This is a genomic window from Streptomyces verrucosisporus (assembly GCF_017114865.1).
In the GTDB taxonomy this organism is placed as follows: domain Bacteria; phylum Actinomycetota; class Actinomycetes; order Streptomycetales; family Streptomycetaceae; genus Streptomyces; species Streptomyces fenghuangensis.
Window position 1 is genome coordinate 96,896 of the sequence record NZ_JADEYH010000007.1, and the last position, 24,782, is coordinate 121,677.

28 protein-coding genes and 1 tRNA gene are annotated in these 24,782 nt (G+C 74.2%); 12 read left to right on the plus strand and 17 right to left on the minus strand.

The features are described 5' to 3' along the window. Nucleotides 1-164: 164 nt before the first annotated feature. Nucleotides 165-1,232, plus strand: a complete 1,068-nt coding sequence (locus tag IQ279_RS10900) for a PAC2 family protein (protein ID WP_206348187.1) — start codon at nucleotides 165-167, stop codon at nucleotides 1,230-1,232. 91 nt (nucleotides 1,233-1,323) lie between these two features. Here the strand turns inward: IQ279_RS10900 and mshC are convergent, their stop codons facing one another. From mshC to IQ279_RS10920, 4 genes are all read right to left on the minus strand, one after another. Continuing rightward, nucleotides 1,324-2,553: a cysteine--1-D-myo-inosityl 2-amino-2-deoxy-alpha-D-glucopyranoside ligase gene (gene mshC / locus IQ279_RS10905; RefSeq protein ID WP_206348188.1), complete on the minus strand. Its 1,230-nt coding sequence runs from the start codon at nucleotides 2,551-2,553 to the stop codon at nucleotides 1,324-1,326. A gap of 166 nt (nucleotides 2,554-2,719) precedes the next feature. After that, a complete protein-coding gene (locus IQ279_RS10910) occupies nucleotides 2,720-3,640 on the minus strand; it encodes an SCO1664 family protein (RefSeq protein WP_206348189.1) in 921 nt (306 codons plus the stop codon). Then, entirely contained in the window at nucleotides 3,604-4,194 is a 591-nt protein-coding gene (locus IQ279_RS10915; protein WP_206348190.1) for a DUF3090 domain-containing protein, read from the minus strand. The genes IQ279_RS10910 and IQ279_RS10915 overlap by 37 nt, the downstream gene beginning before the upstream one ends. An 87-nt stretch (nucleotides 4,195-4,281) precedes the next feature. Next, nucleotides 4,282-4,986: a histidine phosphatase family protein gene (locus tag IQ279_RS10920; RefSeq protein ID WP_206348191.1), complete on the minus strand. Its 705-nt coding sequence runs from the start codon at nucleotides 4,984-4,986 to the stop codon at nucleotides 4,282-4,284. Nucleotides 4,987-5,084: 98 nt separating this feature from the next. Between IQ279_RS10920 and corA the strand changes: the two genes are divergently transcribed. After that, nucleotides 5,085-6,077: a magnesium/cobalt transporter CorA gene (corA, locus tag IQ279_RS10925; protein ID WP_206348281.1), complete on the plus strand. Its 993-nt coding sequence runs from the start codon at nucleotides 5,085-5,087 to the stop codon at nucleotides 6,075-6,077. Here corA and IQ279_RS10930 read toward each other — a convergent pair. After that, a complete protein-coding gene (locus IQ279_RS10930) occupies nucleotides 6,055-6,963 on the minus strand; it encodes a ferritin-like domain-containing protein (RefSeq protein WP_206348192.1) in 909 nt (302 codons plus the stop codon). The two genes, corA and IQ279_RS10930, sit on opposite strands and share 23 nt — an antisense overlap. 277 nt (nucleotides 6,964-7,240) lie before the next feature. Continuing rightward, on the minus strand, nucleotides 7,241-8,293 hold the full coding sequence (locus IQ279_RS10935; protein WP_206348193.1) for an LLM class F420-dependent oxidoreductase: 1,053 nt from the start codon (nucleotides 8,291-8,293) through the stop codon (nucleotides 7,241-7,243). Nucleotides 8,294-8,368: 75 nt separating this feature from the next. Between IQ279_RS10935 and IQ279_RS10940 the strand changes: the two genes are divergently transcribed. Together IQ279_RS10940 and IQ279_RS10945 are read left to right on the plus strand one after the other, a co-directional pair. Continuing rightward, complete coding sequence (locus IQ279_RS10940; protein ID WP_206348194.1) at nucleotides 8,369-9,352, plus strand: aldo/keto reductase; 984 nt, start codon at nucleotides 8,369-8,371, stop codon at nucleotides 9,350-9,352. Between the two features lie 74 nt (nucleotides 9,353-9,426). Next, entirely contained in the window at nucleotides 9,427-11,436 is a 2,010-nt protein-coding gene (locus tag IQ279_RS10945) for a helix-hairpin-helix domain-containing protein (protein ID WP_206348282.1), read from the plus strand. A gap of 67 nt (nucleotides 11,437-11,503) precedes the next feature. On the opposite strand, the gene IQ279_RS10950 is transcribed toward IQ279_RS10945, so the two are convergent. Next, nucleotides 11,504-12,211 (minus strand): hypothetical protein, encoded by a 708-nt coding sequence (locus IQ279_RS10950; protein ID WP_206348195.1) that lies wholly within the window; start codon nucleotides 12,209-12,211, stop codon nucleotides 11,504-11,506. Nucleotides 12,212-12,258: 47 nt separating this feature from the next. On the opposite strand from IQ279_RS10950, the gene IQ279_RS10955 reads away from it, so the two are divergent. After that, nucleotides 12,259-12,447, plus strand: a complete 189-nt coding sequence (locus IQ279_RS10955; protein ID WP_093662929.1) for a DUF5703 family protein — start codon at nucleotides 12,259-12,261, stop codon at nucleotides 12,445-12,447. An 88-nt stretch (nucleotides 12,448-12,535) separates the two neighbouring features. On the opposite strand, the gene IQ279_RS10960 is transcribed toward IQ279_RS10955, so the two are convergent. The 3 genes from IQ279_RS10960 to IQ279_RS10970 all read right to left on the minus strand — a co-directional run bounded on the left by IQ279_RS10960 (nucleotide 12,536) and on the right by IQ279_RS10970 (nucleotide 15,301). Continuing rightward, complete coding sequence (locus IQ279_RS10960) at nucleotides 12,536-13,399, minus strand: chaplin (protein ID WP_206348196.1); 864 nt, start codon at nucleotides 13,397-13,399, stop codon at nucleotides 12,536-12,538. A gap of 167 nt (nucleotides 13,400-13,566) precedes the next feature. Next, nucleotides 13,567-13,800: a chaplin gene (locus IQ279_RS10965; protein WP_093851602.1), complete on the minus strand. Its 234-nt coding sequence runs from the start codon at nucleotides 13,798-13,800 to the stop codon at nucleotides 13,567-13,569. A 163-nt stretch (nucleotides 13,801-13,963) separates the two neighbouring features. Then, entirely contained in the window at nucleotides 13,964-15,301 is a 1,338-nt protein-coding gene (locus IQ279_RS10970; RefSeq protein ID WP_206348197.1) for a M20/M25/M40 family metallo-hydrolase, read from the minus strand. A 140-nt stretch (nucleotides 15,302-15,441) separates the two neighbouring features. On the opposite strand from IQ279_RS10970, the gene IQ279_RS10975 reads away from it, so the two are divergent. Continuing rightward, nucleotides 15,442-15,526 (plus strand) — tRNA-Leu (locus tag IQ279_RS10975). A 120-nt stretch (nucleotides 15,527-15,646) separates the two neighbouring features. Here the strand turns inward: IQ279_RS10975 and IQ279_RS10980 are convergent. Next, nucleotides 15,647-17,302 carry an FAD-binding dehydrogenase gene (locus IQ279_RS10980; protein WP_206348198.1) on the minus strand — a complete coding sequence of 552 codons (1,656 nt, stop codon included), beginning with the start codon at nucleotides 17,300-17,302 and terminating at the stop codon, nucleotides 15,647-15,649. A gap of 61 nt (nucleotides 17,303-17,363) precedes the next feature. Here IQ279_RS10980 and IQ279_RS10985 point away from each other — a divergent pair, with 61 nt between their 5' ends. The 6 genes from IQ279_RS10985 to IQ279_RS11010 all read left to right on the plus strand — a co-directional run bounded on the left by IQ279_RS10985 (nucleotide 17,364) and on the right by IQ279_RS11010 (nucleotide 21,636). After that, a complete protein-coding gene (locus IQ279_RS10985; protein WP_206348199.1) occupies nucleotides 17,364-17,948 on the plus strand; it encodes an NUDIX domain-containing protein in 585 nt (194 codons plus the stop codon). 73 nt (nucleotides 17,949-18,021) lie between these two features. Beyond that, on the plus strand, nucleotides 18,022-18,369 hold the full coding sequence (locus IQ279_RS10990; protein ID WP_206348283.1) for a YidH family protein: 348 nt from the start codon (nucleotides 18,022-18,024) through the stop codon (nucleotides 18,367-18,369). After that, complete coding sequence (locus tag IQ279_RS10995; RefSeq protein ID WP_307792303.1) at nucleotides 18,366-18,752, plus strand: DUF202 domain-containing protein; 387 nt, start codon at nucleotides 18,366-18,368, stop codon at nucleotides 18,750-18,752. Before IQ279_RS10990 ends, IQ279_RS10995 begins: the two co-directional genes overlap by 4 nt. Before the next feature lie 17 nt (nucleotides 18,753-18,769). Next, nucleotides 18,770-19,243, plus strand: a complete 474-nt coding sequence (locus IQ279_RS11000; protein ID WP_206348285.1) for a gluconokinase — start codon at nucleotides 18,770-18,772, stop codon at nucleotides 19,241-19,243. 137 nt (nucleotides 19,244-19,380) lie between these two features. Beyond that, nucleotides 19,381-20,403, plus strand: a complete 1,023-nt coding sequence (locus IQ279_RS11005) for a phosphotransferase family protein (protein ID WP_206348200.1) — start codon at nucleotides 19,381-19,383, stop codon at nucleotides 20,401-20,403. Between the two features lie 6 nt (nucleotides 20,404-20,409). Further along, nucleotides 20,410-21,636 carry an acyl-CoA dehydrogenase family protein gene (locus tag IQ279_RS11010; protein ID WP_206348201.1) on the plus strand — a complete coding sequence of 409 codons (1,227 nt, stop codon included), beginning with the start codon at nucleotides 20,410-20,412 and terminating at the stop codon, nucleotides 21,634-21,636. A 103-nt stretch (nucleotides 21,637-21,739) separates the two neighbouring features. Here IQ279_RS11010 and IQ279_RS11015 read toward each other — a convergent pair whose 3' ends face one another. The 6 genes from IQ279_RS11015 to IQ279_RS11040 all read right to left on the minus strand — a co-directional run bounded on the left by IQ279_RS11015 (nucleotide 21,740) and on the right by IQ279_RS11040 (nucleotide 24,733). Then, complete coding sequence (locus IQ279_RS11015) at nucleotides 21,740-22,552, minus strand: DUF4037 domain-containing protein (protein ID WP_206348202.1); 813 nt, start codon at nucleotides 22,550-22,552, stop codon at nucleotides 21,740-21,742. Nucleotides 22,553-22,579: 27 nt separating this feature from the next. Next, nucleotides 22,580-22,939 (minus strand): hypothetical protein, encoded by a 360-nt coding sequence (locus IQ279_RS11020; protein ID WP_206348203.1) that lies wholly within the window; start codon nucleotides 22,937-22,939, stop codon nucleotides 22,580-22,582. Nucleotides 22,940-23,029: 90 nt separating this feature from the next. After that, complete coding sequence (locus tag IQ279_RS11025) at nucleotides 23,030-23,317, minus strand: hypothetical protein (protein WP_206348204.1); 288 nt, start codon at nucleotides 23,315-23,317, stop codon at nucleotides 23,030-23,032. Then, the gene (locus tag IQ279_RS11030) at nucleotides 23,314-23,739 is read right to left on the minus strand and encodes a hypothetical protein (RefSeq protein WP_206348205.1); all 426 of its coding nucleotides are present in this window, start codon (nucleotides 23,737-23,739) and stop codon (nucleotides 23,314-23,316) included. The genes IQ279_RS11025 and IQ279_RS11030 overlap by 4 nt, the downstream gene beginning before the upstream one ends. Then, nucleotides 23,736-24,362, minus strand: coding sequence for a hypothetical protein (locus IQ279_RS11035; protein ID WP_206348206.1), 627 nt, complete (start codon nucleotides 24,360-24,362; stop codon nucleotides 23,736-23,738). The genes IQ279_RS11030 and IQ279_RS11035 overlap by 4 nt, the downstream gene beginning before the upstream one ends. A 2-nt stretch (nucleotides 24,363-24,364) precedes the next feature. After that, nucleotides 24,365-24,733: a hypothetical protein gene (locus IQ279_RS11040; protein WP_206348207.1), complete on the minus strand. Its 369-nt coding sequence runs from the start codon at nucleotides 24,731-24,733 to the stop codon at nucleotides 24,365-24,367. Between the last annotated feature and the right edge of the window lie 49 nt (nucleotides 24,734-24,782).

The window sequence follows — 24,782 nt, forward strand, 5'->3', positions numbered from 1 at the left end:
TGGGCGGTTGCGGCGTTATCCGGACGGATCACCGCCGCAACCGCCCGGGAAGGAGTGCCATGGCTGCGGCGCGGGCACGGTCACGCCGTAGGCTGGGCCCGCACGGTAATGGAACGTCAGCCGGTACGGAGCGAGTGCTCCGGTCGGCCGGAAGGAGGCACTGGGTGATCGAGCTCGAGGGAGTTCCCGAGCTGGTCGACCCGGTCATGGTGGCCGCGTTCGAAGGCTGGAACGACGCCGGTGACGCCGCCTCCGCCGCGGTCGCGCATCTGGAGCGGGAGTGGAAGGGCGAGGTGTTCGCGGCGCTGGACGCCGAGGACTACTACGACTTCCAGGTCAACCGCCCCCAGGTGTGGCTGGAGGGCGGTGTGCGCAGGATCACCTGGCCGACGACCCGCCTGTCGGTGGTACGGGTCGGCGACTCCGACGGCCGGGGCCGCGCCCGTGATCTGGTGCTGGTGCGCGGTATCGAGCCGAGCATGCGCTGGAGGTCCTTCTGCAACGAGATCCTGGGATTCGCCCACGAGCTGGGCGTGGAGATGGTCGTCGTGCTCGGCGCGCTGCTCGGTGACACCCCGCACACCCGGCCGGTCCCGGTCACGGGCGTCACCTCCGACCCGGACCTGGCCCGCACGATGGATCTGGAGGAGTCCCGGTACGAGGGCCCCACCGGCATCGTCGGCATCCTCCAGGAGGCGTGCGGTCACGCGGGCGTGCCGGCGGTGAGCCTGTGGGCCGCGGTGCCGCACTACGTCTCGCAGCCGCCCAACCCGAAGGCGACCCTCGCCCTGCTCAACCGGCTGGAGGACCTGCTGAACGTGCGGATCCCGATGGGCGAGCTGCCGGAGGACGCCCGGGCCTGGCAGCTGGGCGTGGACCAGCTCGCCGCCGAGGACAGTGAGGTGGCCGAGTACGTGCAGTCGCTGGAGGAGGCCCGGGACACCGCGGAGCTGCCGGAGGCGTCGGGCGAGGCGATCGCCAAGGAGTTCGAGCGCTATCTGCGGCGGCGGGACGGCCAGCCCGGCGGCCACGCCGGGGGCGGTACGGCCGCCGAGGGCGGCTCCTACCTGCGCGACACCTCGGCCGGGGGGCGTACACGTCCGGCGAGGCCGCCGGAGGGCGGTCCGGAGCGCGGGGCGCGGGGCTCCGAAGGCGGGGACGGCGGTGCGGAAGGCGGGGACGGCGCGGAAGGCGAGGAGGGCGGCCCTCAGGGCCCGGAGAAGGATCGCTGAGCAAACAGGGCGCAGCGGTACGGCACGAGGTGTCGGGGGCGCCCGCCGTTCGGCGGGCGCCCCCGACACCTTCCGTCGCGCGACCGGATGCTCAGAGCGCGACGCCCAGCAGGGCGTCCACGGCCCGTGACACCAGACCGGGCGCGCCGGTGTCCGTACCGCCGTCCGCGTTCTGGCGCTCGACCCAGCGGTCGACCGCGGCCAGCGCGGCGGGGGCGTCGAGGTCGTCGGCGAGGGCGGCGCGGATCTTTTCCACCAGCGCGTCGGCCGACGGGCCGTCGGGCCGGGAGACGGCCGCCCGCCAGCGCCCGAGCCGGGCCACCGCCTCGTCGAGGACGGCGTCCGTCCACTCCCAGTCGGCGCGGTAGTGGTGGGCCAGCAGGGCCAGGCGGACGGCGGCCGGGTCGGTCCCGTCGCGGCGCAGCGCGCTGACGAAGACCAGGTTCCCCTTGGACTTGGACATCTTCTCGCCGTGGAGGGCGACCATCCCGGCGTGGACGTAGGCGCGGGCGAAGGGGTACCGACCGGTGAGCGCCTGCGCGTGCGAGGCTCCCATCTCGTGGTGGGGGAAGGCCAGGTCGGAGCCGCCGCCCTGGACGTCGAAGCCCATACCCAGGTGGTCCAGCGCGATGGCGACGCACTCGACGTGCCAGCCGGGACGGCCGGGGCCGAGCGAGCCGCCGTCCCAGGAGGGTTCACCCTCGCGGGCGGCCGTCCACAGCAGCGGGTCGAGCGGGTTCTTCTTGCCCGGGCGGTCCGGGTCACCGCCGCGCTCGGCCGACAGGTGCCGCATCGTCTCGGCGTCCAGACCGGACACCCCGCCGAAGTGGGGGTCGGAGGCGACGGAGAAGTAGACGTCGCCGTCGAGGTCGTAGGCGGCGCCGGTCTCCCGCAGCCGCTCGATGACGGGGACGATCCGGGGTATGTACTCCACGGCCCCGATGTAGTGCCTGGGCGGGAGCATCCGCAGGGCGGTCATGTCCTCGCGGAAGAGGGCCGTCTCGCGCTCGGCCAGCGCCGTCCAGTCCTCACCGGTGGCGGTGGCCCGCTCCAGCAGCGGGTCGTCGACGTCGGTGACGTTCTGCACGTAGTGGACCTGCCGCTTGGTGTCGAGCCACACGCGCTGCACGAGGTCGAACGCGTTGTAGGTCGCCGCGTGCCCGATGTGGGTCGCGTCGTACGGCGTGATGCCGCAGACGTAGAGGCGGGCGACGGGACCGGGGGCGAGGGTCACCCGTCCGCCGGTCGCGGTGTCGTGGAGGCTGAGGTCTCGGCCCTGACCTGGCAGGGCGGGCACCTCGGAAGCGGGCCAGGCATGCATGGTCATGAGCGTAACCGGCACGCGATGCCGTCCACGAACGGGATGCGCGCAATGGCCTGAACCGGGTGCCGCGGCCGGTGTGGCCCGCTTGACGAGGCGTCGCCGGCCGGATCCATCCGCACGGGCGGCCGGGCGGAAAGGCGACCGGGCGGCGGGACCGGGCGGGTCAGACGGGCGGCCATGGGATCGCGGGCCAGTCGCCGCCGGGCAGCGGGTGGCGGCCGGCGGCGATCAGGGCGCCGGTCCGCTTGCGCAGGGCGTCCAGCTCGGCGGAGGTGATCAGCTCGGCCAGCCGGGTGGCGAGCGGCCCGCCGTCGGCCAGGGCGGCGGACAGGCCGCGCAGCGCTTGAAGCGCCTCCTTCGACAGCGGCTCGCCCGCCCAGCCCCACAGCAGGGTGCGCAGCTTGTCGTCGGTGTGGAAGGTCACACCGTGGTCGATGCCGTACAGCTCTCCGTCCGGGCCGGTCAGCAGATGCCCGCCCTTGCGGTCGGCGTTGTTGATCACCGCGTCGAGGACGGCCAGCCGGCGCAGGCGGGGATCGTCGGCGTGCACCAGCAGCGCGGTGCGGTCCCCGTCCACGCCGACCGGGACGACGGGCTTCCAGCCCGGTCCCGGCTCTCCCTCCTCCACGAGCGCGAGCAGTTCGGCGGCGGCGGGCCCGCCGCCTCCCGGCTCCTCCCGCCCGTCCCGCTCCCGCGCCCCGTCCGGCCGGGGTCCGATCCACAGCTGGCACATGCCCTCGCCGTACGGGCCGTCGCGCAGCACGGTCGGCGGCACCAGATGCCAGCCCAGGGCCTCGCAGACCTCGTAGGCGGCCACCTCGCGCCGGGCGAGGCAGCCGTCGGGGAAGTCCCACAGCGGGCGCTCCCCGCGCACCGGCTTGTAGACGCAGGGCACCTCCCGCCCGCCGTCCCCGTCTTCCGCGTCCGCCTCGGCGACCGTGCAGTACAGCACCGTGTTGGAGGCGCCACCGAGGCGTCCGCGCACCGTCAGCTCACCGCGGGCGAGCAGTTCGGCCGGCGGTGCGCCGCCGGGGTCCGCCTCCGGCCTCACAGGCCGCGGCGGTATCCGTTCTGGCGCGGGCATACGTGTCCCTCCGGGTCGAGCGGCAGACTGCACAGCGGGCAGGGCGGACGGCCGGCCTTGACGACCTCCATGGCGCGTTTGGCGAAGGCCCGGGCCATGGTGCCGCTGATCCTCACACGCAGCACCGGCGGGCCGTTCTCGTCGTCCCTCAGCAGCCTCTCCTCGGCCTCGGCCAGGTCCTCGTCGGAGTCGGCCTCGATCTCGACGAGCGCCTGCGCCTCCACGATCACGCACTCGTCCTCGCCGTCCCAGGCCAGCGCCATGGTGCCGACCCGGAACTCCTCCTCCACCGGAGTCCGCAGAGGGGCGTTGTCGGCCGTCTCGGCGGGCGCGACGGCCGGGACCGGGGCGCTGCCGCCGGTACGCCGCACGACCTCGTCCAGGAGTTCGTCTATGCGCTCGGCCAGCGCCTCGACCTGCGCCTTCTCCAGGGAGACGCTGGTGGTGCGGCCGGCCGCGGACGCCTGGAGGAAGAACGTCCGGCGGCCAGGCAGCCCGACCGTGCCGGCCACGAAGCGTTCCGGGGGGTCGTAGAGGAACACCTGACGGGACACGTTCCTGCTCCATCGGTCGACTGCTGGGACACTGGCACCCTACTGCGCCCGGCGATCACCGTGCCGACCACCGCACCCGCCACCGTGTCAGGCGCCGCCCCCGACGACCGCGCCGCCGTCGCCGCCCGCCTGCGGCGTGCCGTGCGCGGCGTCCGCCTCGCGCGGGGCGAGCGAGGCGAGGTCGCCGGTGTCGCCCAGCCGCAGCAGGAAGGGGCGCAGCGGGGTGTAGCGGACGGCGGTGACCGAGCAGGGCTCGACGTGGAGGCGCTGGAAGAGGTCCAGGTGCATGCCGAGGGCGTCGGCGACCAGCGACTTGATGATGTCGCCGTGCGAGCACACCAGATAGGTGGCGTCCGGCCCGTGCTCCCGCTCGATCCGCTCGTTCCACTCCCGTACGGCCTCCACCGCCCGGGCCTGCATACCGCGCATCGTCTCGCCGCCGGGGAAGGCCGCGGCCGAGGGGTGCTGCTGGACGGTGGCCATCAGCGGCTCCTCGTTCAGCTCGGCGAGCTTGCGGCCGGTCCAGTCGCCGTAGTCGCACTCGCCGACGCGCTCCTCGGTGTGCAGCGGCAGGTCCGGCCTGGCGGCGGCCAGCGGCGCCAGGGTCTGGCGGCAGCGCTCCAGCGGGCTGTGGACGGCGGCGGCCAGCGGGAGCGCCGCCAGGCGCGCGGGGAGGGCGGCGGCCTGGGCGGCGCCGAGCTCGTCCAGCTCGACGCCGGGGGTGCGTCCGGCCAGCAGTCCGGAGGTGTTGGCGGTGGACCGGCCGTGCCGGACGAGGAGCAGCGTGGGCATGGCAGCCAGCGTAGGCGAGGGCGGTGGGGCCGAGTAGGGGCGGGGCGCGGGGACCGGGCGGGCGGCCGCCGCACACGCCGCCGGGTCGGCGGGGGAGAATCGTGGGTGTGATTGTGGACTGTGCGATCTACCGGGACGGGCGCCGCACCGGGGATCCGTCCGGTCTCGCCGAGGCCCTCCGGGCGGCCCGCGCGGACCGGGACGCCTTCGTGTGGATCGGGCTGCACGAGCCCACCGAGGAGGAATTCGGCCAGGTCTCCCGGGAGTTCGGGCTGCACCCGCTGGCGGTGGAGGACGCCCTGTCGGCCCACCAGCGGCCCAAGCTGGAGGTCTACGAGGACTCGCTGTTCCTGGTGCTCAAGCCGGTGGACTACGACGAGGCGGCCGACACGGTGGCCACCGGGGAGCTGATGCTGTTCCTCGGCGACTCCTTCGTGGTGTCGGTGCGGCACGGTGCGACCAACCCGCTGGGCTCGGTGCGCGAACGGCTGGAGCGGGACCCGGGGGTGCTGCAGCACGGTCCGACGGCCGTGATGTACGCGGTGAGCGACGCGGTGGTCGACCACTACATGGAGGTGGCCTCCGAACTGCAGATCGACCTGGAGGAGCTGGAGGAGGAGGTCTTCACTCCCGGCGGGACCGCGCGCGGCACCGTGGCGAGCCGCATCTACGCCTTCAAGCGCCAGGTGCTGGAGTTCCGCCGGGCCACCGGGCCGCTGGCGGAACCGATGGAGCGGCTGGCGGGCATCGGCGTACCGTTCGTGCACGCCGACTCGCGCCCGTTCTTCCGCGACGTCAGCGACCATCTGACCCGGGCGAACGAGCAGGTGGAAGCGTTGGACCGGCTGCTGTCGGACATCCTGTCGGCCTATCTGGCGCAGGTGGGCGTCCGGCAGAACGACGACATGCGCAAGATCTCGGCGTGGGCGGCCATGGCGGCGGTGCCCACCATGATCGCCGGGGTGTACGGCATGAATTTCGACCACATGCCCGAGCTGGCCCATCCGCTGGGCTACCCGGGGGTGGTGGTGGTGATGGTCACGGTGAGCGCCGGCCTCTACCGGCTCTTCAAGCGCCGGGGCTGGTTGTAGCCGCGTCCCCGGACGGGGCGCGCGTCCCGGTCCCGGGCGCCGCGCCGGACCCGGACTCCGCACCGTTTCCGGACTCCGCATCGGACCCGGCGCCCGGATCGGGCCGCGCCGTTTCACGCCGGGGCCCGGGTTCCGGTTCGGGCAGGGCGGGCAGCGGGTCCAGGCACACGGCACGGCGCCGGGCGACCAGCCGCTCGTGGACGTACCGGGCCTGGACGCCCCCCTCCAGCACCACCGACCTGGCCATGCTCCAGCCCAGCAGGTGGCCGGTGCGGGCCAGTACGGCGAGGGCGGCATCGCGGTGGGCACGGGCCTCCGCCAGCGCGTTCTCCCTGAGCACCAGCTCGACGGCGGCGACGTGGCCGGCGCGGGCGAAGCCCAGCATCCCCTCGCGGCACCAGGCCAGGTACTCCCGTTCGGCGCGGAAGACCTCCCGGACCGCCTCGCCGGCCCCGGGGCGGACGAAGGCGTGCCCGGCAAGACGGGCGAGCCAAGCGGTGGCACGGGCCGCGGCCGCGTGCCCGTGGGCGAGGTGGGCGAGGACGTCCCGCTCGCTCAGGGGCTGCCCGCACCTCATCCGGACGTGTGCCGGGCAGCTCCCCCGCCGCTCCAGGAGTGCGGCGTGGTCCGCCTCGGGGGGCACCTCGGCCGGTTCCGGACCGCAGGCGGCGAGCAGCCCGGCCAGCAGCCGTGCGTGCCGCTCCTGAAGCTCGCCGTACCGGGCCATCGCGGGGGCGAGGTCGCGACGGCCCCGGGGGACGAGGGCGGCGATCCGGCGGTTCTCCCGGCCGTTGCGCGCCTGGGCCGCGACGGCCAGCGAGCACAGCAGCCGGAAGGACGCGTCGTCGTCGAGGACCTCCCGCACCAGGTCCCTTCTGCGCAGCATGGCCCGACACCTTCCGTGGACGTATCCGCAGAAATCCGAGTCAACCGGTGCGGGCGGGCGGCGGCAACAGCTCACCTCCGCCCCTGCGCCGAACGGAGGTGTCCGCCGTGCCGGGCGTAACCCCGGCGGCTCCGTGCCGTTGTGCCGGGAGACGGCCGTGGCGGGGAGGACCCCCGAGCCCCCACCACTGCCGTGGACACGCCCCGGCGCGGGGTGCGGCCGGACGGCTCGGTCCGGCCGCACCCCGCGTGGCGTTCACGACGGGCGCGGCGGCTTCCTAGGAGGCGGCCCCGGACCGCTCCAGGGCCTCCACTCCGACTCGCAGCGCGGCGATCCGCTCCTCCAGGGTGAAGCCGGCCGGTGTCAGCGACAGGGTGGTCACCCCGGCCTCGGCGTAGGCCCGCATCCGGTCGGCGATCCGCTCGACGGGACCGAGCAGCGTGGTGGAGTCGATGAGCTGCCGGGGCACGGCGGCCGCGGCGCCGTCCTTGTCGCCGGACAGGTACCTGTCCTGGATCTCGGCGGCCTCCTTCTCGTATCCCATGCGCCGGGCGAGCCGGTTGTAGAAGTTCTGCTCGCGGCTGCCCATGCCGCCGACGTACAGCGCGGTGTACGGGCGGAAGGTGTCGGCCAGGGCGTCGATGTCCTCCCCGACGGCCAGCGGCACGGTGGGCGCCACGTCGAAGCCCTCCATCGTCAGACCCGCCTTCTCGCGCCCGGCCCGCAGCGCGCCGAGCGTGGTCTCCTCGGCGTGCTCGGGGGCGAAGAAGATCAGCAGGGCGCCGTCGGCGATCTCGCCGGTCTGCTCCAGGTTCTTCGGGCCGATGGCGGCGATGTACAGCGGGATCCGCTCGCGGACGGGGTGGACGGTCAGCTTCAGCGGCTTGCCGGGACCGTCGGGCAGCGGCAGCGTCCAGTGCTCGCCGGAGTGGGTCAGCCGCTCGCGGGACATCGCCTTGCGGACGATCTCCACGTACTCGCGGGTGCGGGCGAGCGGCTTGTCGAACCGCACCCCGTACCAGCCCTCGGACACCTGCGGCCCGGAGACGCCCAGGCCCAGGCGGAAGCGCCCGCCCGAGAGGGAGTCGAGGGTGGCGGCGGTCATGGCCGTCATGGCGGGGGCGCGGGCGGGAATCTGGAGGATGGCCGAGCCGACGTCGATCCGCTCGGTCCGGGCCGCCACCCAGGCCAGGACGGTGGGGGCGTCCGATCCGTAGGCCTCGGCGGCCCAGCACACGGAGTAGCCCAGCCGGTCGGCCTCCTGGGCGACCGCGAGATTGTCGGCGTCCATCCCGGCGCCCCAGTAACCGAGGTTGATCCCGAGCCTCATCCGCGTCCCCTTACCGATCGGTAACGTGCCCGTCGCCGGGACTCTAGCGCGCGGCCGCAAGTACTCTCAACGCCCATGAAGCACAGGCACGTGGGCCGCACCGGCCTCCGCGTATCCCGGATCGGGCTCGGTACGCTCACCTGGGCGAGGGACACCGGGGAACGGGAGGCGGCGGACCTGCTGAAGGCCTTCTGGGAGGCCGGCGGGACGCTGGTGGACACCGCCGACGTGTACGCCGACGGCGGTGCCGAGTACCTCCTGGGCCGGCTGGTGCAGGACCTCGTGCCCCGCCGGGACCTGGTGATCGCCACCAAGGCGGGCGGCGTGCCCGACCCCGAGCGGCGCTCCGACTGCTCTCGCGGCCATCTGCTGGACGCGCTGGACGCCTCCCTGGAGCGGCTGGGCACCGACTACGTCGATCTGTGGCAGGTCCACTCCTACGACCCTTTCACCCCTTTGGAGGAAACCCTCCAGGCCCTCGACACCGCGGTGGCCAGCGGCCGCGCCCGCTACGCGGGGGTGGCGGGCTTCTGCGGCTGGCAGCTGGCCAAGGCAGCCGCCTGGCAGCTCGCCGCCCCGGGGGCGCACACCCGGCTGGCCGGTGTCCAGATGGAGTACTCCCTGCTCCAGCGCGGTGTGGAGCGGGAGGTGCTGCCGGCCGCGCTGGACCTGGAGGTGGGGCTGCTGGCGTCCTCGCCGCTGGGCCGGGGCGTGCTCACGGGCAAGTACCGGCACTCCACCCCGCCGGACTCGCGCGGGGCGTCGGAGCATCTGGCGCCCTTCGTGGAGCCCTATCTGGACGACGCGGCGGCACGGGTCGTCGACGCGGTCGCCACGGCCGCCGACGGGCTGGCCGTCACCCCGCTCCAGGTGGCGCTGGCCTGGGTGCGCGACCGGCCGGGAGTGGCCGCGCCGGTCATCGGCCCGCGTACCTCGCGGCAGCTCGTCGAGGCTCTGTCAGTGGAGGGCCTTACGCTTCCCGACGAGATCTGCCGGGCGCTGGACGATGTGTCGGCCCCGGTGCACCGCTATCCCGATCACGACTGGAGCACGCTTTGACCGCGTCCGGCGCCGACAACGCCGATCAGGCTCACCAGACCGCACCCGGCGCCCCGGACAAGGCCGCGGAGCTCATGGCCGCCGTACGGGCCGTGGAGAGCGGCGAGCGCTCGGCCGCCGAGTTCTTCGCCGAGCCGAAGCCCGCGTCCCGGCCCCGGCGCGCCGCCCCGGCCGCCCGGCCCGGCGTCCCCGGCGGTCCGCAGGCCGCACCGGGCGGCGGCCCGGTGACGGTGCCCGAGGGCGTCACCGCACTGCTGGCCGAGGGCGGCGCGCCCGCGGCGCTGGGCACGGCCGTGGTGGAGACCTTCGGCGAGGGCGCCGAGGAGGTGCTGCGCGCCGACCCGTGGGAGCTGCTGGCCGTTCCGGGCGTGGCGCCGGAGCAGGCGGACGGCTTCGCGCGGGCGCTGCTGGGGCCCCGGGGCGGCCCCGGCGACGAGCGGCGCTGCCGGGCCCTGGCGGTGTGGCTGCTGGAGCGGGCTGCGCTGTCCGGGCACACGGTGCTCGGCGCCCGGACACTGGCCGAGGGGCTGGCCCGGTACGGCGTACCGGAGCCGGAGGCGGCGGTGGGCGAGGCGGTCGACGCGGGCGCGGTGCTGGCCTTCGAGGACGCCGGTGAGGAGGGCGCCGCCGCCGGGGAGGCCGATGCCGGGAGCGCCGGGGCGGACGGGGATGAAGAGGAGGGCGGGCGGCCCGTACGGCTGCTCGTCGGCCTGGAGCGCCACGCGCTGGCCGAGGAGAGCCTGGCCGAGGGCCTGGCCCGGCTGAGCAGCACCTTCATCCCGCCCGGTGAGGAGGAGGCGGCCCGCTGGGAGGAGGCCGCGGGCAGGGCGCCCGGCCCGTCCGCGGCCGAACTGGTGCGCGCCGCCGCCCGCCACGGCCTGGTGGCGCACACCGGCGGCGAGGCCGCCCGCGCCGAGCCGGCGGCGCTGGTGGCCGTGGCCCGGGCACTGGGGCTGCGGGCGTACGCCGCCGCGCACAGCGAGGACGGCAGGCGGCGGCTGGCGGCGCTGCTGGACACCGAGGGCGGCGGCGGGAGCGGCCGGGACGGCGATCCGGGGGACGGTCAGGGCGGGGACGGCCCGGACGGCAGCATGGGTCCGGCGGCCGTCACCGTCGACGGGCTGCTGGCCGGCCGGGAGGGCCCGGGGCGTGACGAGGAGGGCGCGTACGCGCTGGACCTGCTCGCCGTGCTGGACGCCCCCCAGCTCGACGCCGAACGCGCGGCGATGCTGGTCGAGGCGGTGCCGGACGGTGCGCGGCTGGTCCTCAGCGGCGATCCGCACCTGCTCGGCTCCGCGGGCGCCGGCCAGGTGCCGGCCGATCTGCTGGCGGCGCGCGTCTGCCCGCAGGTGGTCTCCCGCACCCCGGACCCCGGGCCGGTCGGCGAGCTGGTCTCGGGCATCGGGATCGGCGAGCTGAACCAGGTGGAGGCGCCCGGCCGGGAGGTGGTGATCGTCCCGGTGCGCGACGCCGGGGAGGCGGTGCACCGAACTGTGCAGCTCGTCGCCGACTCGGTGCCACGGGCGCTGGGGGTGCCCGCCGGGCTGACGCAGGTGATCACGCCCGGCCACGGCGGCGCCGCGGGCACCCGGGTCCTCAACGCCGCGCTCAAGGAGCGGCTCAACCCCGGTCCCGGCCGGTTCGGCGGCTTCGACCCGGGCGACCGGGTGGCCCACTCCCCCGCCCCCGGGCACACCGTGCTGGGCACGGTGGTGTCGGGCGACGAGGAGGGGCTGCGTCTGGACTGCTGCGGCCGCGCCGTCACCGTCCCGCGCGAGCGGGTGGCGCGGACGGTGCGGCACGGCTGGGCCATTACCGCTCACCAGGCCGTCGGGACGCGCTGGCCTGCGGCCGTGGTGGTGCTTCCGGGGGATGCGGTCCCGGCCCTCGACCGCGCCTGGGTGTACACGGCCTTCGGCCGCGGCGAGCGGCATCTGTCCGTGGTGCACGGTGTGGATCAGGCGCTGCCGCGGGCGGTGGAACGGATTCCCGCACCGGAGCGCACGACACGCCTGCGCACGCTGCTGCGCGCGCAGGCGGCTCAAGCAGCACAGGCGGCCCCGCCGCCGGAGGCCGTGGACTGACCCGCCGGCGGCGCGCTCCTTCCGCCGGGGCGCGGACCGGCGCCCCGGCGGCGGGAGCGGGCCGGGGTCAGTGCGCGGCCCGGACCACAGGCCCGGCGTCCCCGTCCTCGCCGTAGAGGTCCTCCTCCTCGTCGAAGACGGTGCTGACGTCGAAGCGGCACACGACCTGCTCGGGGTCGGCCCCGTCGAAGGGCGAGCCCAGCCACTCCCCCGGCTCGGCGGGCTCGTCGCCCGCGATCACCCAGAGCGTGGAGTCGCCCTCCTCCAGGCCGAACTCCTCGTGCCGCGTGGCGATCTCGTCGGGTTCGTACTCGCCGAACAGCACACTGAGGGCGGCGTGTACCCCGCTCCCGGCGAAGGGGCCCTCCAGCGCCTCCTCGTCCGCGTCGGCCGAGTCCGGGTCGAGCGCGGTGACGCGCTGCGCCTGGGCCATCAGCCGCCGCGGCTCCACCACCGTGTAGTCGCGGCGGATGAGGACGCCGATGGTGCTGGGCTCCTCCGGCCCCGCGTAGGCGGGCATGGTGTCGCCGCCCGGGATCTCGAAGGGTGTGACCTCGTCGTAGACGTCGTACAACAGCTCGTCGTACGCCTCGCCCGCCGCGGCGAGTTCGTCGAAGGCGGCGTGGACGGCGGCCTCGGCCCGAGCGGCCCCGGCGCCCGAGCCCCCCTCGGCGGACCGTCGTTCGACGGCTTCGAGGTGACGGTCCAGCGCGGTCTTCAACGCTTCGGCGGCGGCTCGTACCTCGGCAGCACCGGGCTGCGCAGCATCAGACATAGTGCAGACGCTATCCGTACCGGGGCCCCGCACGCACAATGGTTGTGATGCCGGAATACGAATTTCGTGATGTGTACGTCCCGCGTGGGGTCTCCCGCAAGGCCGCCACACGTCTGCTGACCGAACACGCCGAGTACGGACACTGGGAACTGGACCGCCTCAGGCTCAACTCCGACGGCAGCCGCCAGGTGCGGCTGCGGCGGCGGATCATCCGCCAGTTGCGCGCCACCTGGTGACGCGCGAAGCGGAAGGAGCGGACCCCGACCCCCGTAAGGGGCGGAGCCCGCTCCTCGCCGTGCTTCCGGCCGTGATTCCCGGCGCCGGTCAGCCCCGCATGGCGCGGGCGCGCCGGTAGAGCAGGGCGCCGCCGAGCAGCACCCCGGCGCCGACCGGGACGACCGTGCCCAGCCCGCTGCTGCCGGTCTGGGCCAGCTCGCCGCCCATGACCTGGGGAGCGGGCTTCTCGGGGGCCTCGGCACGGGGCTCGTCCCTCTTCTCCGGCTGCTTGGGCTCCTCCGGCTTCGGCTTCTCCGGGTGCTCGGGCCCGGGCTTCTCCGGCTTCGGCTTCTCCGGGTGCTCGGGCCCGGGCTTCTCCGGGGACGGCTTGTGGTCGCTCACGTTGGCGCACTCGTTGCCGGCGGCCGGGTTGAGCGCGCCCACCACGTTCACGGAGTTGCCGCAGACGTTCACCGGGACGTGCACGGGGGCCTGGACGGTGTTGCCGGACAGCACGCCCGGCGAGCCCGCGGCCACACCCTCGGCCCTGGCGCCGCCGTCGCCGGCGTGCTTCCCGTGCTGCTTCTTGTTCTCGCCGTGGCTCTTGCCCTGCTCGCCGCCCTGCTCCCAGTGCTGCCCGCCCCGGTCCTCCTGGTGGCCGCCCTCGTGCCCGCCCCGGTGCCCGCCGCCGTCGCGGTCGCCCTGGTGGTGGCCGCCGCGGTGGTCGTCCACGTTGGCGCACTTGTTGCCGAAGGCCGGGTTGAGGCCGCCGCCGACGGTCGCGGTGTTGCCGCAGGCGTTCACCGGCGCGTGCACGGGGGCCTGGACGGTGTTGCCGGACAGCACGCCCGGCGAGCCCGCGGCCACACCCCGGGCCTCGGCGTCCGCGTGGGCGGCGTGGCCGCCCGACATGGCCAGCACGCCGCCGGCCGCGGCGATGGTGATCAGGCCCTTCCTTGTGACCTGTCGCATGTGTACTTCCCCTTGCCCTGTGATGTGCGGGTGGCTTGCGGTCTACGGGTTGTGCGCGGACAGGAGGCACTTCTCGACTCCCCGCCCGCCGAAACGGCGGCCCCGGAGCGCATGGCGCGCGCTCCGGGGCCGCCGCGCACAGGCCCTTCTCGGGCCCGGACGCGACGTCAGTCGTTGACGCAGAAGTTGCCGAAGGCGGGGTTCAGCAGCCCGATCACGCTGACCGTGTTGCCGCAGACGTTCACCGGGACGTGGATCGGCGCCTGGATGACGTTGCCGGAGATGACACCGGGGGAACCGATGGCAGCGCCCTGGGCACCGGAGTCGGCGGCGGCCACACCCGCGCCCGCGAGCACGAGACCACCGGTGGCAGCCGCGACGGCGACGACCTTCTTGATCATTCTTCCTCCTTGTTGGCAATGCGATCCCAGCCGCGGACCGCACTCCCTGTAACGACACCGGAGGAAGCGGGCTACGGCCCGATGACGCATTCACCCGTTCCGGTCACACGCGCACACATGGACGATTGCCGGTAAGGCCGGTCCGTACGGCGCCGGGCGCCGGTCAGCACTGGTCCAGGAAGCGGTCCAGCACCCGCACGCCGAACTTCAGCCCCTCCACCGGCACCCGCTCGTCCACTCCGTGGAACATCCCGGCGAAGTCCAGCTCCGGCGGGAGCTTCAGCGGGGCGAAGCCGAAGCAGCGGATGCCCAGGTCGTCGAAGGACTTGGCGTCGGTGCCGCCGGAGAGCATGTACGGCACGGCCCGCGCGATCGGGTCCTCGGCCTTCAGCGCGGACTGCATGGCGTCCACCAGGCCGCCGTCGAAGCCGGTCTCCACCGCCTTGTCGGCGTGCACGTCCTCGCGCCTGACGCGCGGGCCCAGGATCCGGTCGAGGTCGGCCAGGAACTCCTCCTCGTGACCGGGCAGGAAGCGCCCGTCGACATGGGCAGTGGCCTGGCCGGGGATGACGTTGACCTTGTAGCCGGCGCCCAGCATCGTCGGGGCCGCGGTGTTGCGCAGCGTCGCCCCGATCAGCTTGGCGATGCCGCCGAGCCTGGCCAGGGTCTCGTCCATGTTCTCCGGGTCCAGTTCCACGCCGAGGGCGTCGGAGAGCTCGTCGAGGAAGGAGCGCACCGTCTTGGTCACCCGGACCGGGAACTTGTGCCGGCCCAGCCGCCCGACCGCCTCGCACAGCTCGGTGATCGCGTTGTCGTCGTTGGTCATCGAGCCGTGTCCGGCGGTGCCGTCCACGGTGAGCCGCATCCAGTGCATGCCCTTCTCGGCGGTCTCCACCAGATACAGCCGCAGCTTCTCGTTGACGGTGAAGGAGAAGCCGCCGACCTCGCCGATCGCCTCGGTCACGCCCTCGAAGAGCTCCGGATGCCGCTTGACCAGGTGCTTCGCCCCCCAGGTGCCGCCCGCCTCCTCGTCGGCGAGGAAGGCCAGCACGATGTCGCGCGGAGGCCTGCGGCCGCTGCGCAGCCGGTCGCGCACGACCGCCAGCGTCATCGCGTCCATGTCCTTCATGTCGACCGCTCCGCGGCCCCACACGCAGCCGTCGGCGATCTCGCCGGAGAACGGATGATGGGTCCAGTCCTCGGCGTTGGCCGGGACGACGTCGGTGTGCCCGTGGATGAGGAGCGCGGGCCGGGAGGGGTCCTCGCCCTCGATCCGGGCGACGGTCGACGCCCGGCCCGGGTGCGACTCGAAGATCTCCGGCTCCAGTCCCACCTCCGCGAGCTTCTCCGCCACGTACTCGGCCGCGGCCCGTTCGCCCGGTCCCGAGTGGTCGCCGTAGTTGCTGGTGTCGATCCGGATCAGGTCGCGGCACAGGTCGACGACCTCGTCCTCGCCCCTGACCGCGTCGGCCGCGGTGGTGGTCGCGTTCGGCTCGCTCACACTGCCTCCTCGTGTTGCGGGGGTCCGCGCCCATCCTCCCGTCTCGGAGGTCCGGAGCACAGGAGCCGGGGTGATCGCCCGGCTCCGCTCCAGTGCTATGGTTTACACGTCGCCACGACCACGGTCGGCGGCACACACCTGTCCGGGTGGCGGAATGGCAGACGCGCTAGCTTGAGGTGCTAGTGCCCTTTATCGGGCGTGGGGGTTCAAGTCCCCCTCCGGACACAGAAGAGGCGAAGGCCCCGCGGACGTCCGCGGGGCCTTCGCCGTTCCCGGTCCACCGGTGGGGACGGCCGGGGCGGGACGGGCGCGGTCGCCCGTCCCGCCCCGGCCGTCCCTCTCGCCTCAGCCCACCGCCTTCGCCGCCGCGCGGCCGGCGGTGCGGCCGGAGAACAGGCAGCCGCCCAGGAAGGTGCCCTCCAGGGAGCGGTAGCCGTGCATGCCCCCGCCGCCGAAGCCGGCGGCCTCGCCCACCGCGTAGAGGCCGGGCAGCGCCTCGCCTCCGGCCGTGAGGACGCGGGAGGACAGGTCGGTCTCCAGGCCGCCGAGGGTCTTGCGGGTGAGGATGTTCAGACGCACGGCGATCAGCGGGCCCGCCTTCGGGTCCAGCAGCCGGTGGGGCGGGGCGACGCGGATCAGCTTGTCGCCGAGGTAGGTGCGGGCGCCCCGGACGGCGGTGATCTGGAGGTCCTTGGTGAAGGGGTTGGCGATCTCGCGGTCGCGGGCGGTGATCTCGCGGCGCAGGGCGGCCTCGTCGATCAGGCCGTCACCGGTGAGCGCGTTCATGCCGCGCACCAGGGCGGACAGGTCGCGCTCGACGACGAAGTCGGCGCCCTTGTCCATGAACGCGCGCACCGGGCCGGGCGCCCCGGAGCGGGCCCGGCCGAGGACCTGTCGGACGCTGCGGCCGGTGAGGTCGGGGTTCTGCTCCGAGCCGGAGAGCGCGAACTCCTTCTCGATGATCTTCTGTGTGAGGACGAACCAGGTGTAGTCGTGCCCCGTGCCCATGATGTGCTCGAGGGTGCCGAGCGTGTCGAAGCCGGGGAAGAGCGGTACCGGAAGCCGGCGGCCGGCGGCGTCCAGCCACAGGGAGGAGGGGCCGGGCAGGATTCGGATGCCGTGCCGCGCCCAGATCGGGTCCCAGTTCTCGATGCCCTCGGTGTAGTGCCACATCCGGTCGCGGTTGACGATCCGGCCGCCGGCCTCCTCGGCGATGCCGAGCATCGCGCCGTCGACGTGGGCGGGCACTCCGGAGAGCATCCGCCTGGGCGGAGTGCCGAGCCGCTCGGGCCAGTTGGCGCGCACCAGGTCGTGGTTGCCGCCGATGCCGCCGGAGGCGACGATCACCGCCTGGGCACGCAGTTCGAAGACGCCGGTCACCTCCCGGCCGCTGGCCGTGCCACGTGCGGCGTCGCTGGGGGCGAGCACCTCGCCGGTGACGGTGTCCACCGCTCCGGCGCTGCGGGCCAGCCCCGTGACGCGGTGCCGGAAGCGCGGGTCCACCAGACCCCGTTCGGCGCCCTGCCGCACCCGCCGCTCGAAGGGCTCGACCAGGCCGGGCCCGGTGCCCCAGGTGATGTGGAAGCGCGGCACCGAGTTGCCGTGGCCGCGGGCATCGTAGCCGCCCCGCTCGGCCCAGCCGACGACGGGGAACAGCCGCACGCCCTGGGCGCGCAGCCAGGCGCGCTTCTCCCCGGCGGCGAAGTCGACGTACGCCTCGGCCCAGCGGCGCGGCCAGGCGTCCTCCTCGCGGTCGAAGCCGGCGGTGCCGAGCCAGTCCTGCCAGGCCAGCTCGCGGCTGTCGCGCACGCGCATACGGCGCTGCTCGGGCGAGTCGACGAGGAACAGCCCGCCGAAGGACCAGTGCGCCTGGCCGCCGAGCGAGGCCGGGGGCTCCTGGTCGAGCAGGATCACCTTCCGCCCGGCGTCGGCCAGTTCGGCGGTGGCCGCGAGCCCGGCCAGGCCCGCCCCGATCACGATCACATCGGCGTCGTACGCCATCGGCCCATCCGTTCCTCGGTCCGTCCCGCTGGTGACCGGAGAGTAACCTGCCGCCCGGCGGATGCGGCACCCCCCGGCCGGCTGCTTTGATGATCGGGTGACGAGCGAGGAGACGGCGGGCAGATCCGCGGACGAGCTGCTGGACATCGTGGACGAGTACGACCGTGTGATCGGCCGGGCCCGGCGCGGCACGGCCACCGCCCGGCGGATGCGGCACCGGTGCGTGTCGGTGCGGGTGCGGGACGCCGAGGGCCGGATCTTCGTCCACCGCCGCACCCCGGAGAAGCTGGTCTTCCCCTCGATGTACGACCTGGTGGTCGGGGGCGTGGTCGGGGCGGGCGAGAGCTACGACGAGGCGGCGCTGCGCGAGGCCGGGGAGGAGCTGGGGGTCAGCGGGCTGCCGCATCCCGAGCACCGGCTGACGTTTCTGTACGAGTCGCCGGAGCACACCTGGTTCCTGGCCGTCTACGAGGTGCGGTGCGAGCTGCCGGTGCGCCCCCAGGCCGAGGAGATCGCCTGGTGGGACTTCCTGCCGGAGGACGAGGTGGAGCGGCGGCTGGAGGGGTGGGACGTGGTGCCCGACGGGCTGGAGTGCCACCGGCGGCTGGGGGAGTGGCACCGGGAGCGTGGCGTGGGCCCGGCGTAGTGTCGGGAGCGTGATCAAACGGCTCTGGTACGGACTGCGGGACCCGCTGCGGCTGTGGCTGGCGCCGGAGCGGATGCGGGCCGAGGGCACCACCCCCGACTACCGCTTCTCCCTGGCCAACGAGCGGACCTTCCTGGCGTGGATCCGCACCGCGCTGGCGCTGGTGGCGGGCGGCCTGGCGGTGGACCAGCTCCTGACCGGGATCCGCCCCGGCCCCCGGGCGGCGATCGCCGTGGTGCTGCTGGCGGGCGGCGCGCTGTGCGCGGTGCGGGCGGTCAACCACTGGCTGCGTACCGAGCGGGCCATGCGGCGCGGCGAGGACCTGCCGCTGTCCCGCTTCCCCGTGCTGCTGGCGCTGGGCACGGCGGTGGCCGCGCTGGTGGTGGTCGCCGGAGTGCTGCTGGGGGAGCTGGGCAGGTGAGCGCGGACCGCCGGCCGCGCGGGGACGGGACGCACCGGAACGGGACGCGCGGGAACGGGGCGTACGCGGTCGGGGCGGCCGTCCGCGATCCGGCCGCGCAGCCGGAGCGCACCCGGATGGCGTGGCGGCGCACCACCCTGGCCTTCGCGGCCGTGGTGGCACTACTGGCCCGCGGGGTGGTTCACGACGGCGGGCCGCCGCAGGTCTACGCCCTGACCGCGCTGGGGGCGCTGGTGTGGCTGGCGTTCCTGGGCCTGGCCCACCGCCGCATCCGCGCGCTGGATGTGCCCCGGCCGGGCCCGCTGGGTATGCGCACGGCGTACGCGGCGGCCGTCTGTACGCTGGCCGTGCCGATCTTTGGAGTGGTGGTGTGGCTGTTGTGAGTCCGCTCGTCGTGGTGATGGGTGTGTCCGGGTCCGGGAAGACGACGGTGGGCACGGCCCTGGCGGAGCGGCTGAGTGTGCCGTACGCGGAGGCCGACGACTTCCACCCGCCGGAGAACGTGGCGAAGATGGCCTCGGGCGTCCCGCTGACGGACACCGACCGCGCGCCCTGGCTGGACGCGATCGCCGCCTGGCTCAAGGCCCAGGGCGCCGACGGCGGCGTGGTGACCTGCTCCGCCCTCAAGCGCGTCTACCGCGACCGGCTGCGCCGGGCCGCGCCGGATGTGTTCTTCCTCCACCTGGACGGCTCGCCCGAGCTGATCGGCGAGCGGCTGACGGGCCGCACCGGGCACTTCATGCCGTCCGCGCTGCTCAAGTCCCAGTTCGAGACGCTGGAGGCGCTGGACGCGGACGAGGCGGGCGCGGTCGTTCCCATCGACGGGACGCCGCAGGAGGTCACGGGGCTGGCCGTCGCCGCCGTCCCCCGCTGATCCGTACCGCGGCCCCGGCACCGCCTCCACGCGGTGTCGGGGCTCTCTTTTCGCGCCCTTCCCTGGACTCCATACCGACTGGTCGGCATCATTACCCGGTACGCACGACCACCCTCTTCCCGCCGAGGAGCCTGCCGATGACCGAGCACCACCCACCGGGCCTCGATCCCGCGCGGCTGCGCGCGTACCTGGACGGCGAGCGCCCGGGGCTCGTCCAGGGGCCCCTGAGCGCGGAGCTGATCGAGGGCGGCCGCTCGAACCTGACCTACAAGGTGAGCGACGGGACCTCGCGCTGGGTGGTGCGGCGCCCTCCGCTGGGCCACGTCCTGGCCACCGCGCACGACATGGCCCGCGAGCACCGGGTGATCAACGCCCTGGGCCCCACCGACGTGCCCGTGCCCGGCGCGGTGCTGCTGTGCGAGGACGAATCCGTCCTCGGCGCGCCCTTCTACGTGATGGAGTACGTGGAGGGCACCCCCTACCGCACCGCCGAGCAGCTCGCCCCGCTCGGCCCCGAGCGCACCCGCGAGCTGGTCCTCGGCCTGTCCGACGCCCTGGTGAAGCTGCACTCGGTGGACCCGGCCTCCGTCGGCCTGGACGGCTTCGGACGCCCCGAGGGCTTCCTGGAGCGGCAGCTGCGGCGCTGGGGCAAGCAGCTGGACGCCTCCCGCAGCCGCGAACTGCCCGGCATCGACGAGCTCCACGCCCTGCTCGGCAGCCGGCTGCCCGACTCCCCCGCCCCCGCGATCGTCCACGGCGACTACCGGCTGGACAACGTGCTCGTCGGCGCGGACGACGGGATCGCCGCCATCCTCGACTGGGAGATGTCCACTCTCGGCGACCCGCTGACCGACCTGGGCCTGCTGGTGATGTACAGCAGCCAGCAGCGCATCCCCGGCGCCCCCATCGCCACCACCCGCGAGGCGCCCGGCCACCCCGACGCGCGGGAGCTGATCGAGCGGTACGCCTCCTCATCGGGCCGCGACGTCTCGAACATCGCCTGGTACACGGCGTTCGCCTACTTCAAGCTCGCCGTGATCCTGGAGGGCATCCACTACCGCTACACCCTCGGGCAGACCGTCGGCGCGGGCTTCGACCGCATCGGCGCGCTCGTCCCCCTCTTCGTCTCAGAAGGCCTCACCACCCTGCAGGAGGGCTGATCCGCCATGGACTTCGGATTCGACGCACGCACCGAGGAGCTCCGCGAGAAGCTGCTGGCCTTCATGGACGAGCACGTCCACCCGGCGGAGGCCGTGGCCGAGGAGCAGCGGGCGGCGCTGGACTCGCCGTGGCGCACCCCGCCGGTGGTTCAGGAGCTGAAGGCCGCCGCCCGCGAGCGCGGCCTGTGGAACCTCTTCCTGCCCGACGCCGAGCACGGCGCCGGACTGACCAACCTCCAGTACGCGCCGCTGGCCGAGATCACCGGCCGCAGCCCGCAGCTCGCCCCGACCGCCACCAACTGCGCCGCGCCCGACACCGGCAACATGGAGGTGCTGGCCCAGTTCGGCAGCGCCGAGCAGCGCGAGCGGTGGCTGAAGCCGCTGCTGGCCGGGGAGATCCGGTCGGCCTTCGCCATGACCGAGCCGGAGGTCGCCTCCTCCGATGCCACCAACATCGAGACCCGCATCCGGCGCGAGGGCGACGAGTACGTCATCACCGGCCGCAAGTGGTACATCTCCGGAGCGATGAACCCCGACTGCGCGGTCTTCATCGTGATGGGCAAGACCGACCCGGACGGCGACGACATCCGCCGCCAGCAGTCGATGGTGCTGGTACCGCGCGACACCCCGGGCGTCGAGGTGCGCCGCGCGATGACGGTCTACGGCTACGAGGACCACTGGCACGGCGGCCACGCCGAGGTCCTCTTCCACGACGTGCGGGTGCCGGTGGACAACCTGATCGGCGAGGAGGGCGGCGGCTTCGCCATCGCCCAGGCCCGCCTGGGGCCGGGCCGCATCCACCACTGCATGCGGCTGATCGGCATGGCCGAGCGGGCGATCGAGCTGATGTGCCGCCGGGCCGGCACCCGCACCGCCTTCGGCAGGCCGCTGGCCGCGCAGGGCGTCGTCCAGCAGTGGATCGCGGACGCGCGGGTGTCGGTGGAGCAGCTGCGGCTGCTGGTGCTCAAGACGGCCTGGCTGATGGACACCGTCGGCAACCGGGGCGCGCACACCGAGATCCAGGCCATCAAGATCGCGGTGCCGCGCACGGTCGTGGGCATCCTGGACCGCGCGGTGCAGCTGCACGGCGCGGGCGGCGTCAGCCAGGACTTCCCGCTGGCCGAGCTGTGGGCCGGGGCCCGCACCCTCCAGCTCGCCGACGGCCCGGACGAGGTCCACCAGCGCTCCCTGGCCCGCCGCGAGCTGAAGCGCTTCGCGCCCGCTCAGGCCTGAGGCCCCGCGCCCAGAGGGCGCGCGAAGGTGTTAGGACTACACTCCTTAGGAGTGTAGTCCTAACACCTGGAGTGAGATGCCGCGCCCGACAGGGCAGGCGCCGTCACCCGGTGCGGCTCCTCAGCGCGGCGACGGTCTCCCCGACCAGCACCCGCGCCTCGGCCACCGTCGCCGCCAGCGACTCGGAGGTCTCGCCAGGTGCTCCCAGCAGGCGTCGGGCCTGCGGGCCGAAGCCGGCCGGCGCGGCCGGCAGCGTCTCGGCGACGGCCAGCGCGCCCTTCTCGTTGAGGCACCAGCGCCGGTCCTCGGCGAACACCGCCTGCACCAGCACACCGACCGCCCGGGACAGGCAGAGCGAGACGTAGAGCGTGTCCGCTCCCGCCGCGCCCTTCGCCGCGGCACCGACCAGGAACTCCGCCTCCCAGGCCGCCGCGATCAGCGCCTCCCGCAGCGGCTCGGGGTAGACCGCGGTCCTGCGCCGAAGGTCCGTCAACTCCCCGGACGGGTCGGCCAGTACCCGGCCGAGCGCCACCTCGCCCGCATAGCACGGCGACCAGAATCCGAGCGGGTGCCCGGCCTGTACGCCCACTTCGTACCGGCCCTCGCGGCAGTCCGCCCACACCCGCCCGACCCGGTCCAGGTCCCGCAGGATCCAGTCCACCGCCACGCCGTGGACGCGCAGCCACGCGCCGCCGTTCACCCAGGGCCCCCAGCCACCCGGGCCGACCACCTCCACCCCGGGACCGGCCAGCGCGCGCAGTGCGGCGAGATCGGGATCGCCCCGGTAGTAGACGCCGAGGTCCCAGTCCGATCCGGGCCGGTGCTCCCCGCGTGCCCGGCTGCCGCCGAGCATCACCCCGACCACGCCCGGCACCTCGGCCAGGCGGCCGGCCATGTCCTCGATGATCCTCCGCATGGAGCGAGTCTGGCAGGCGGTTACGGTCTACGGCCCACCCGTCCCCACCACGACTGCCGCGCCCTCCCCCGGGTGGCCCGTGATCTTCCGGAGCAGGTCGAGGAAGGCGTCCTCGACCTGCCGGCCGGCACCGGGCGACGGGGCCACCGAGCGCCGAAGGTACACAGCGTAGGAGACCGCAACGGGCGCAAGGCGCGACTCCTCGGGCAGAGGGGCCGCCCACCGCATGCCCTGGACGATCGCCTCACTGAGGGGATGCGAGACGACGACTTCCGGGATCCGAACGGCGCAGGCCTGTTCGACCGGGCTCGGCTCCCACCATCTGCTGTCGTAATCGACATGCGGATCACGGATCAGCACTGCTAAATCCTCGATGTCGACTGCCATGAGCCGACCGTACCGGGCCCGTTACCCGATGCACTGCGGTTCGCCGAGCCTCCAGGCTTCCTCACTGATCCGTCCGCTCGGTGAAGGTTGTTACTCAGTGGTTCGGCTGGGCCGACGCCGGCGGTCGTGCTCGATGGTGTAGGCGACCGTCTCGGCGCAGTGGATGACCGTCTGGAGGCGGTTGAGCACGTCGCGGCGGGCGGCCTCGATCAGCTCGCGGTGGCTGGGCGTCGGCTCGGTGCTGGTGCGGGGTGCCCAGAAGCCGCGGTGGCTGTGGTCGGTGACGATGTCCTGGCAGGCGCGGACCACGGCGTTCAGGGCTGCGGTGATCTCGTAGCGGTACAACTGCTCGGTCTGGACAGCACGGTCGAAGGTCACGGGTAGGGCCTCGGGGTCGGTCGGGCGGCGAGCAGGTAGCGCACGGCGTCGTCGCGGATGGTGTGGGTGTAGTGCGTGCCGGAGGCGAGGACGGCCAGGGCGTGTTCGTGGGCCTGATCGTCGTGGAGCCAGCCCAGGACGGGGCGTGCGGCCGGTGGGTCGAGCTGGTCGGCGATGTGGTGGGCCCGCAGGTGGAGCCAGCGCAGGGCCAGGCGGGGTGAGCCGGCCGCGTGGGTGCCGAGGGGGAAGATGCGGCCATCGTCGGAGGTGTGGGCGACGGCCTGGCACCGGTAGAGACGGGTTGCAGGTCCGAGGAGACGGAGTCCGGTGGTGGCCGTGGCGTCTCGCGGTGGTCGGCGTACGTCCTGGTGGCGGAACAGCCCGGATACGTGCGTCTCGCGGAAGGACCGTGGCCGGTTCACAGGGGCCGCCCGGCGTGGAGGTCGACCAGGGTGCAGCCGGTGAGGGTGCGGGCGGCCTGGGCGGCAAGTGTCCAGCGGATCTCGGGCTGTTCGTACAGGACGACGGCCTGCAGGTCGGGAACGAGACGGCCGTTGTGGAGGCGGTGGGTCTGGCCGTGGACGCCGTCGAGTACGGAGTCGCGGACGCGGACCGCCACCGCTCCGGTGCCGCGCAAGTGGGGGCAGAGCCCGGCGGCCTTCGGTGCGCAGGGCAGGCAGACGGGCGGATGGACGGTGACCAGGCCCTCCGGCCAGCCGGTCCAATCGGTGCGGTCGTCCTCCAGCAGCCACAGCACCCCGTGCTCGTCGCGGTCGGCCGGAGATCCGCAGATCTGGCACAGCAGCCGGGCCATCGCCCGGCGCTGCCGCTGGGGATGGACGCGGGAGTAGCGCGGCCTGCCCCGGCCCGGGTGCAGGGCGCGGCGCACCCACAGCGCGCCGTCGGCGTCGCGGTCGTGGGGTACCTCGTCGGAGTAGGCGATGCCTCGTGCGGTGGCGATCACCGCAGGTGTGAGGCGCTGCTCGCCGCTCCAGGCGGTGATGTACGGCACCACGTCCGGCCAGTTCGGGTGTTGTGCGCTCACGGTCACCGCGCCTCCCCTGCCTGCGCGGCGGCGATGCACGGCCGCCTGCCGTTGACCGCCACCAGGCGCACGAACCTCACCGGGTGGGCCCGCCAGGTCAGCCGGTGCCCGTCCCGGTAGACGGTCAGTGCGCAGGTGCGGCCCCGGCACAGCCGGACGTAGTCCTGGAGCGAGCCGGGCCCGTGCACCCAGTGGTCCAGCACGTACCCGGCCTGCAACGGCCCCAGCGACGGTGCCACCGCCCGCGCCCCGACCCGCAGCCACCGGATCGCCGTCTCCGGTGACGCGGCGGCGTACGCGTCGCGTCGCCCCTCCGCGCCCGGTTCGCTCTCGGCGGCGGTGACCGCCTCGCACCACACACCCGACTCCACAAGAGCGTCGGAGAGTTGGGAGAAGCCAGTGGCTCCGGGCCTGTCCCCG

Excerpts from the sequence above, each read along its gene's own strand:
- IQ279_RS11015 (WP_206348202.1), bottom strand. The coding sequence starts at position 22,552 with ATGCGGAGGATCATCGAGGACATGGCCGGCCGCCTGGCCGAGGTGCCG.
- IQ279_RS10930 (WP_206348192.1), bottom strand. The coding sequence starts at position 6,963 with ATGCTGCGCAGAAGGGACCTGGTGCGGGAGGTCCTCGACGACGACGCG.
- IQ279_RS11020 (WP_206348203.1), bottom strand. The coding sequence starts at position 22,939 with ATGGCAGTCGACATCGAGGATTTAGCAGTGCTGATCCGTGATCCGCAT.
- IQ279_RS10920 (WP_206348191.1), bottom strand. The coding sequence starts at position 4,986 with ATGCCCACGCTGCTCCTCGTCCGGCACGGCCGGTCCACCGCCAACACC.
- IQ279_RS11010 (WP_206348201.1), top strand. The coding sequence starts at position 20,410 with ATGGACTTCGGATTCGACGCACGCACCGAGGAGCTCCGCGAGAAGCTG.
- IQ279_RS10945 (WP_206348282.1), top strand. The coding sequence starts at position 9,427 with ATGGCCGCCGTACGGGCCGTGGAGAGCGGCGAGCGCTCGGCCGCCGAG.
- IQ279_RS10965 (WP_093851602.1), bottom strand. The coding sequence starts at position 13,800 with ATGATCAAGAAGGTCGTCGCCGTCGCGGCTGCCACCGGTGGTCTCGTG.
- IQ279_RS10935 (WP_206348193.1), bottom strand. The coding sequence starts at position 8,293 with ATGAGGCTCGGGATCAACCTCGGTTACTGGGGCGCCGGGATGGACGCC.
- IQ279_RS11005 (WP_206348200.1), top strand. The coding sequence starts at position 19,381 with ATGACCGAGCACCACCCACCGGGCCTCGATCCCGCGCGGCTGCGCGCG.
- IQ279_RS10910 (WP_206348189.1), bottom strand. The coding sequence starts at position 3,640 with ATGCCCGCGCCAGAACGGATACCGCCGCGGCCTGTGAGGCCGGAGGCG.
- IQ279_RS11000 (WP_206348285.1), top strand. The coding sequence starts at position 18,770 with ATGGGTGTGTCCGGGTCCGGGAAGACGACGGTGGGCACGGCCCTGGCG.
- IQ279_RS10960 (WP_206348196.1), bottom strand. The coding sequence starts at position 13,399 with ATGCGACAGGTCACAAGGAAGGGCCTGATCACCATCGCCGCGGCCGGC.
- IQ279_RS10985 (WP_206348199.1), top strand. The coding sequence starts at position 17,364 with ATGCGGCACCCCCCGGCCGGCTGCTTTGATGATCGGGTGACGAGCGAG.
- IQ279_RS10990 (WP_206348283.1), top strand. The coding sequence starts at position 18,022 with ATGCGGGCCGAGGGCACCACCCCCGACTACCGCTTCTCCCTGGCCAAC.
- IQ279_RS10955 (WP_093662929.1), top strand. The coding sequence starts at position 12,259 with ATGCCGGAATACGAATTTCGTGATGTGTACGTCCCGCGTGGGGTCTCC.
- IQ279_RS10950 (WP_206348195.1), bottom strand. The coding sequence starts at position 12,211 with ATGTCTGATGCTGCGCAGCCCGGTGCTGCCGAGGTACGAGCCGCCGCC.
- mshC (WP_206348188.1), bottom strand. The coding sequence starts at position 2,553 with ATGCATGCCTGGCCCGCTTCCGAGGTGCCCGCCCTGCCAGGTCAGGGC.
- IQ279_RS10980 (WP_206348198.1), bottom strand. The coding sequence starts at position 17,302 with ATGGCGTACGACGCCGATGTGATCGTGATCGGGGCGGGCCTGGCCGGG.
- IQ279_RS10940 (WP_206348194.1), top strand. The coding sequence starts at position 8,369 with ATGAAGCACAGGCACGTGGGCCGCACCGGCCTCCGCGTATCCCGGATC.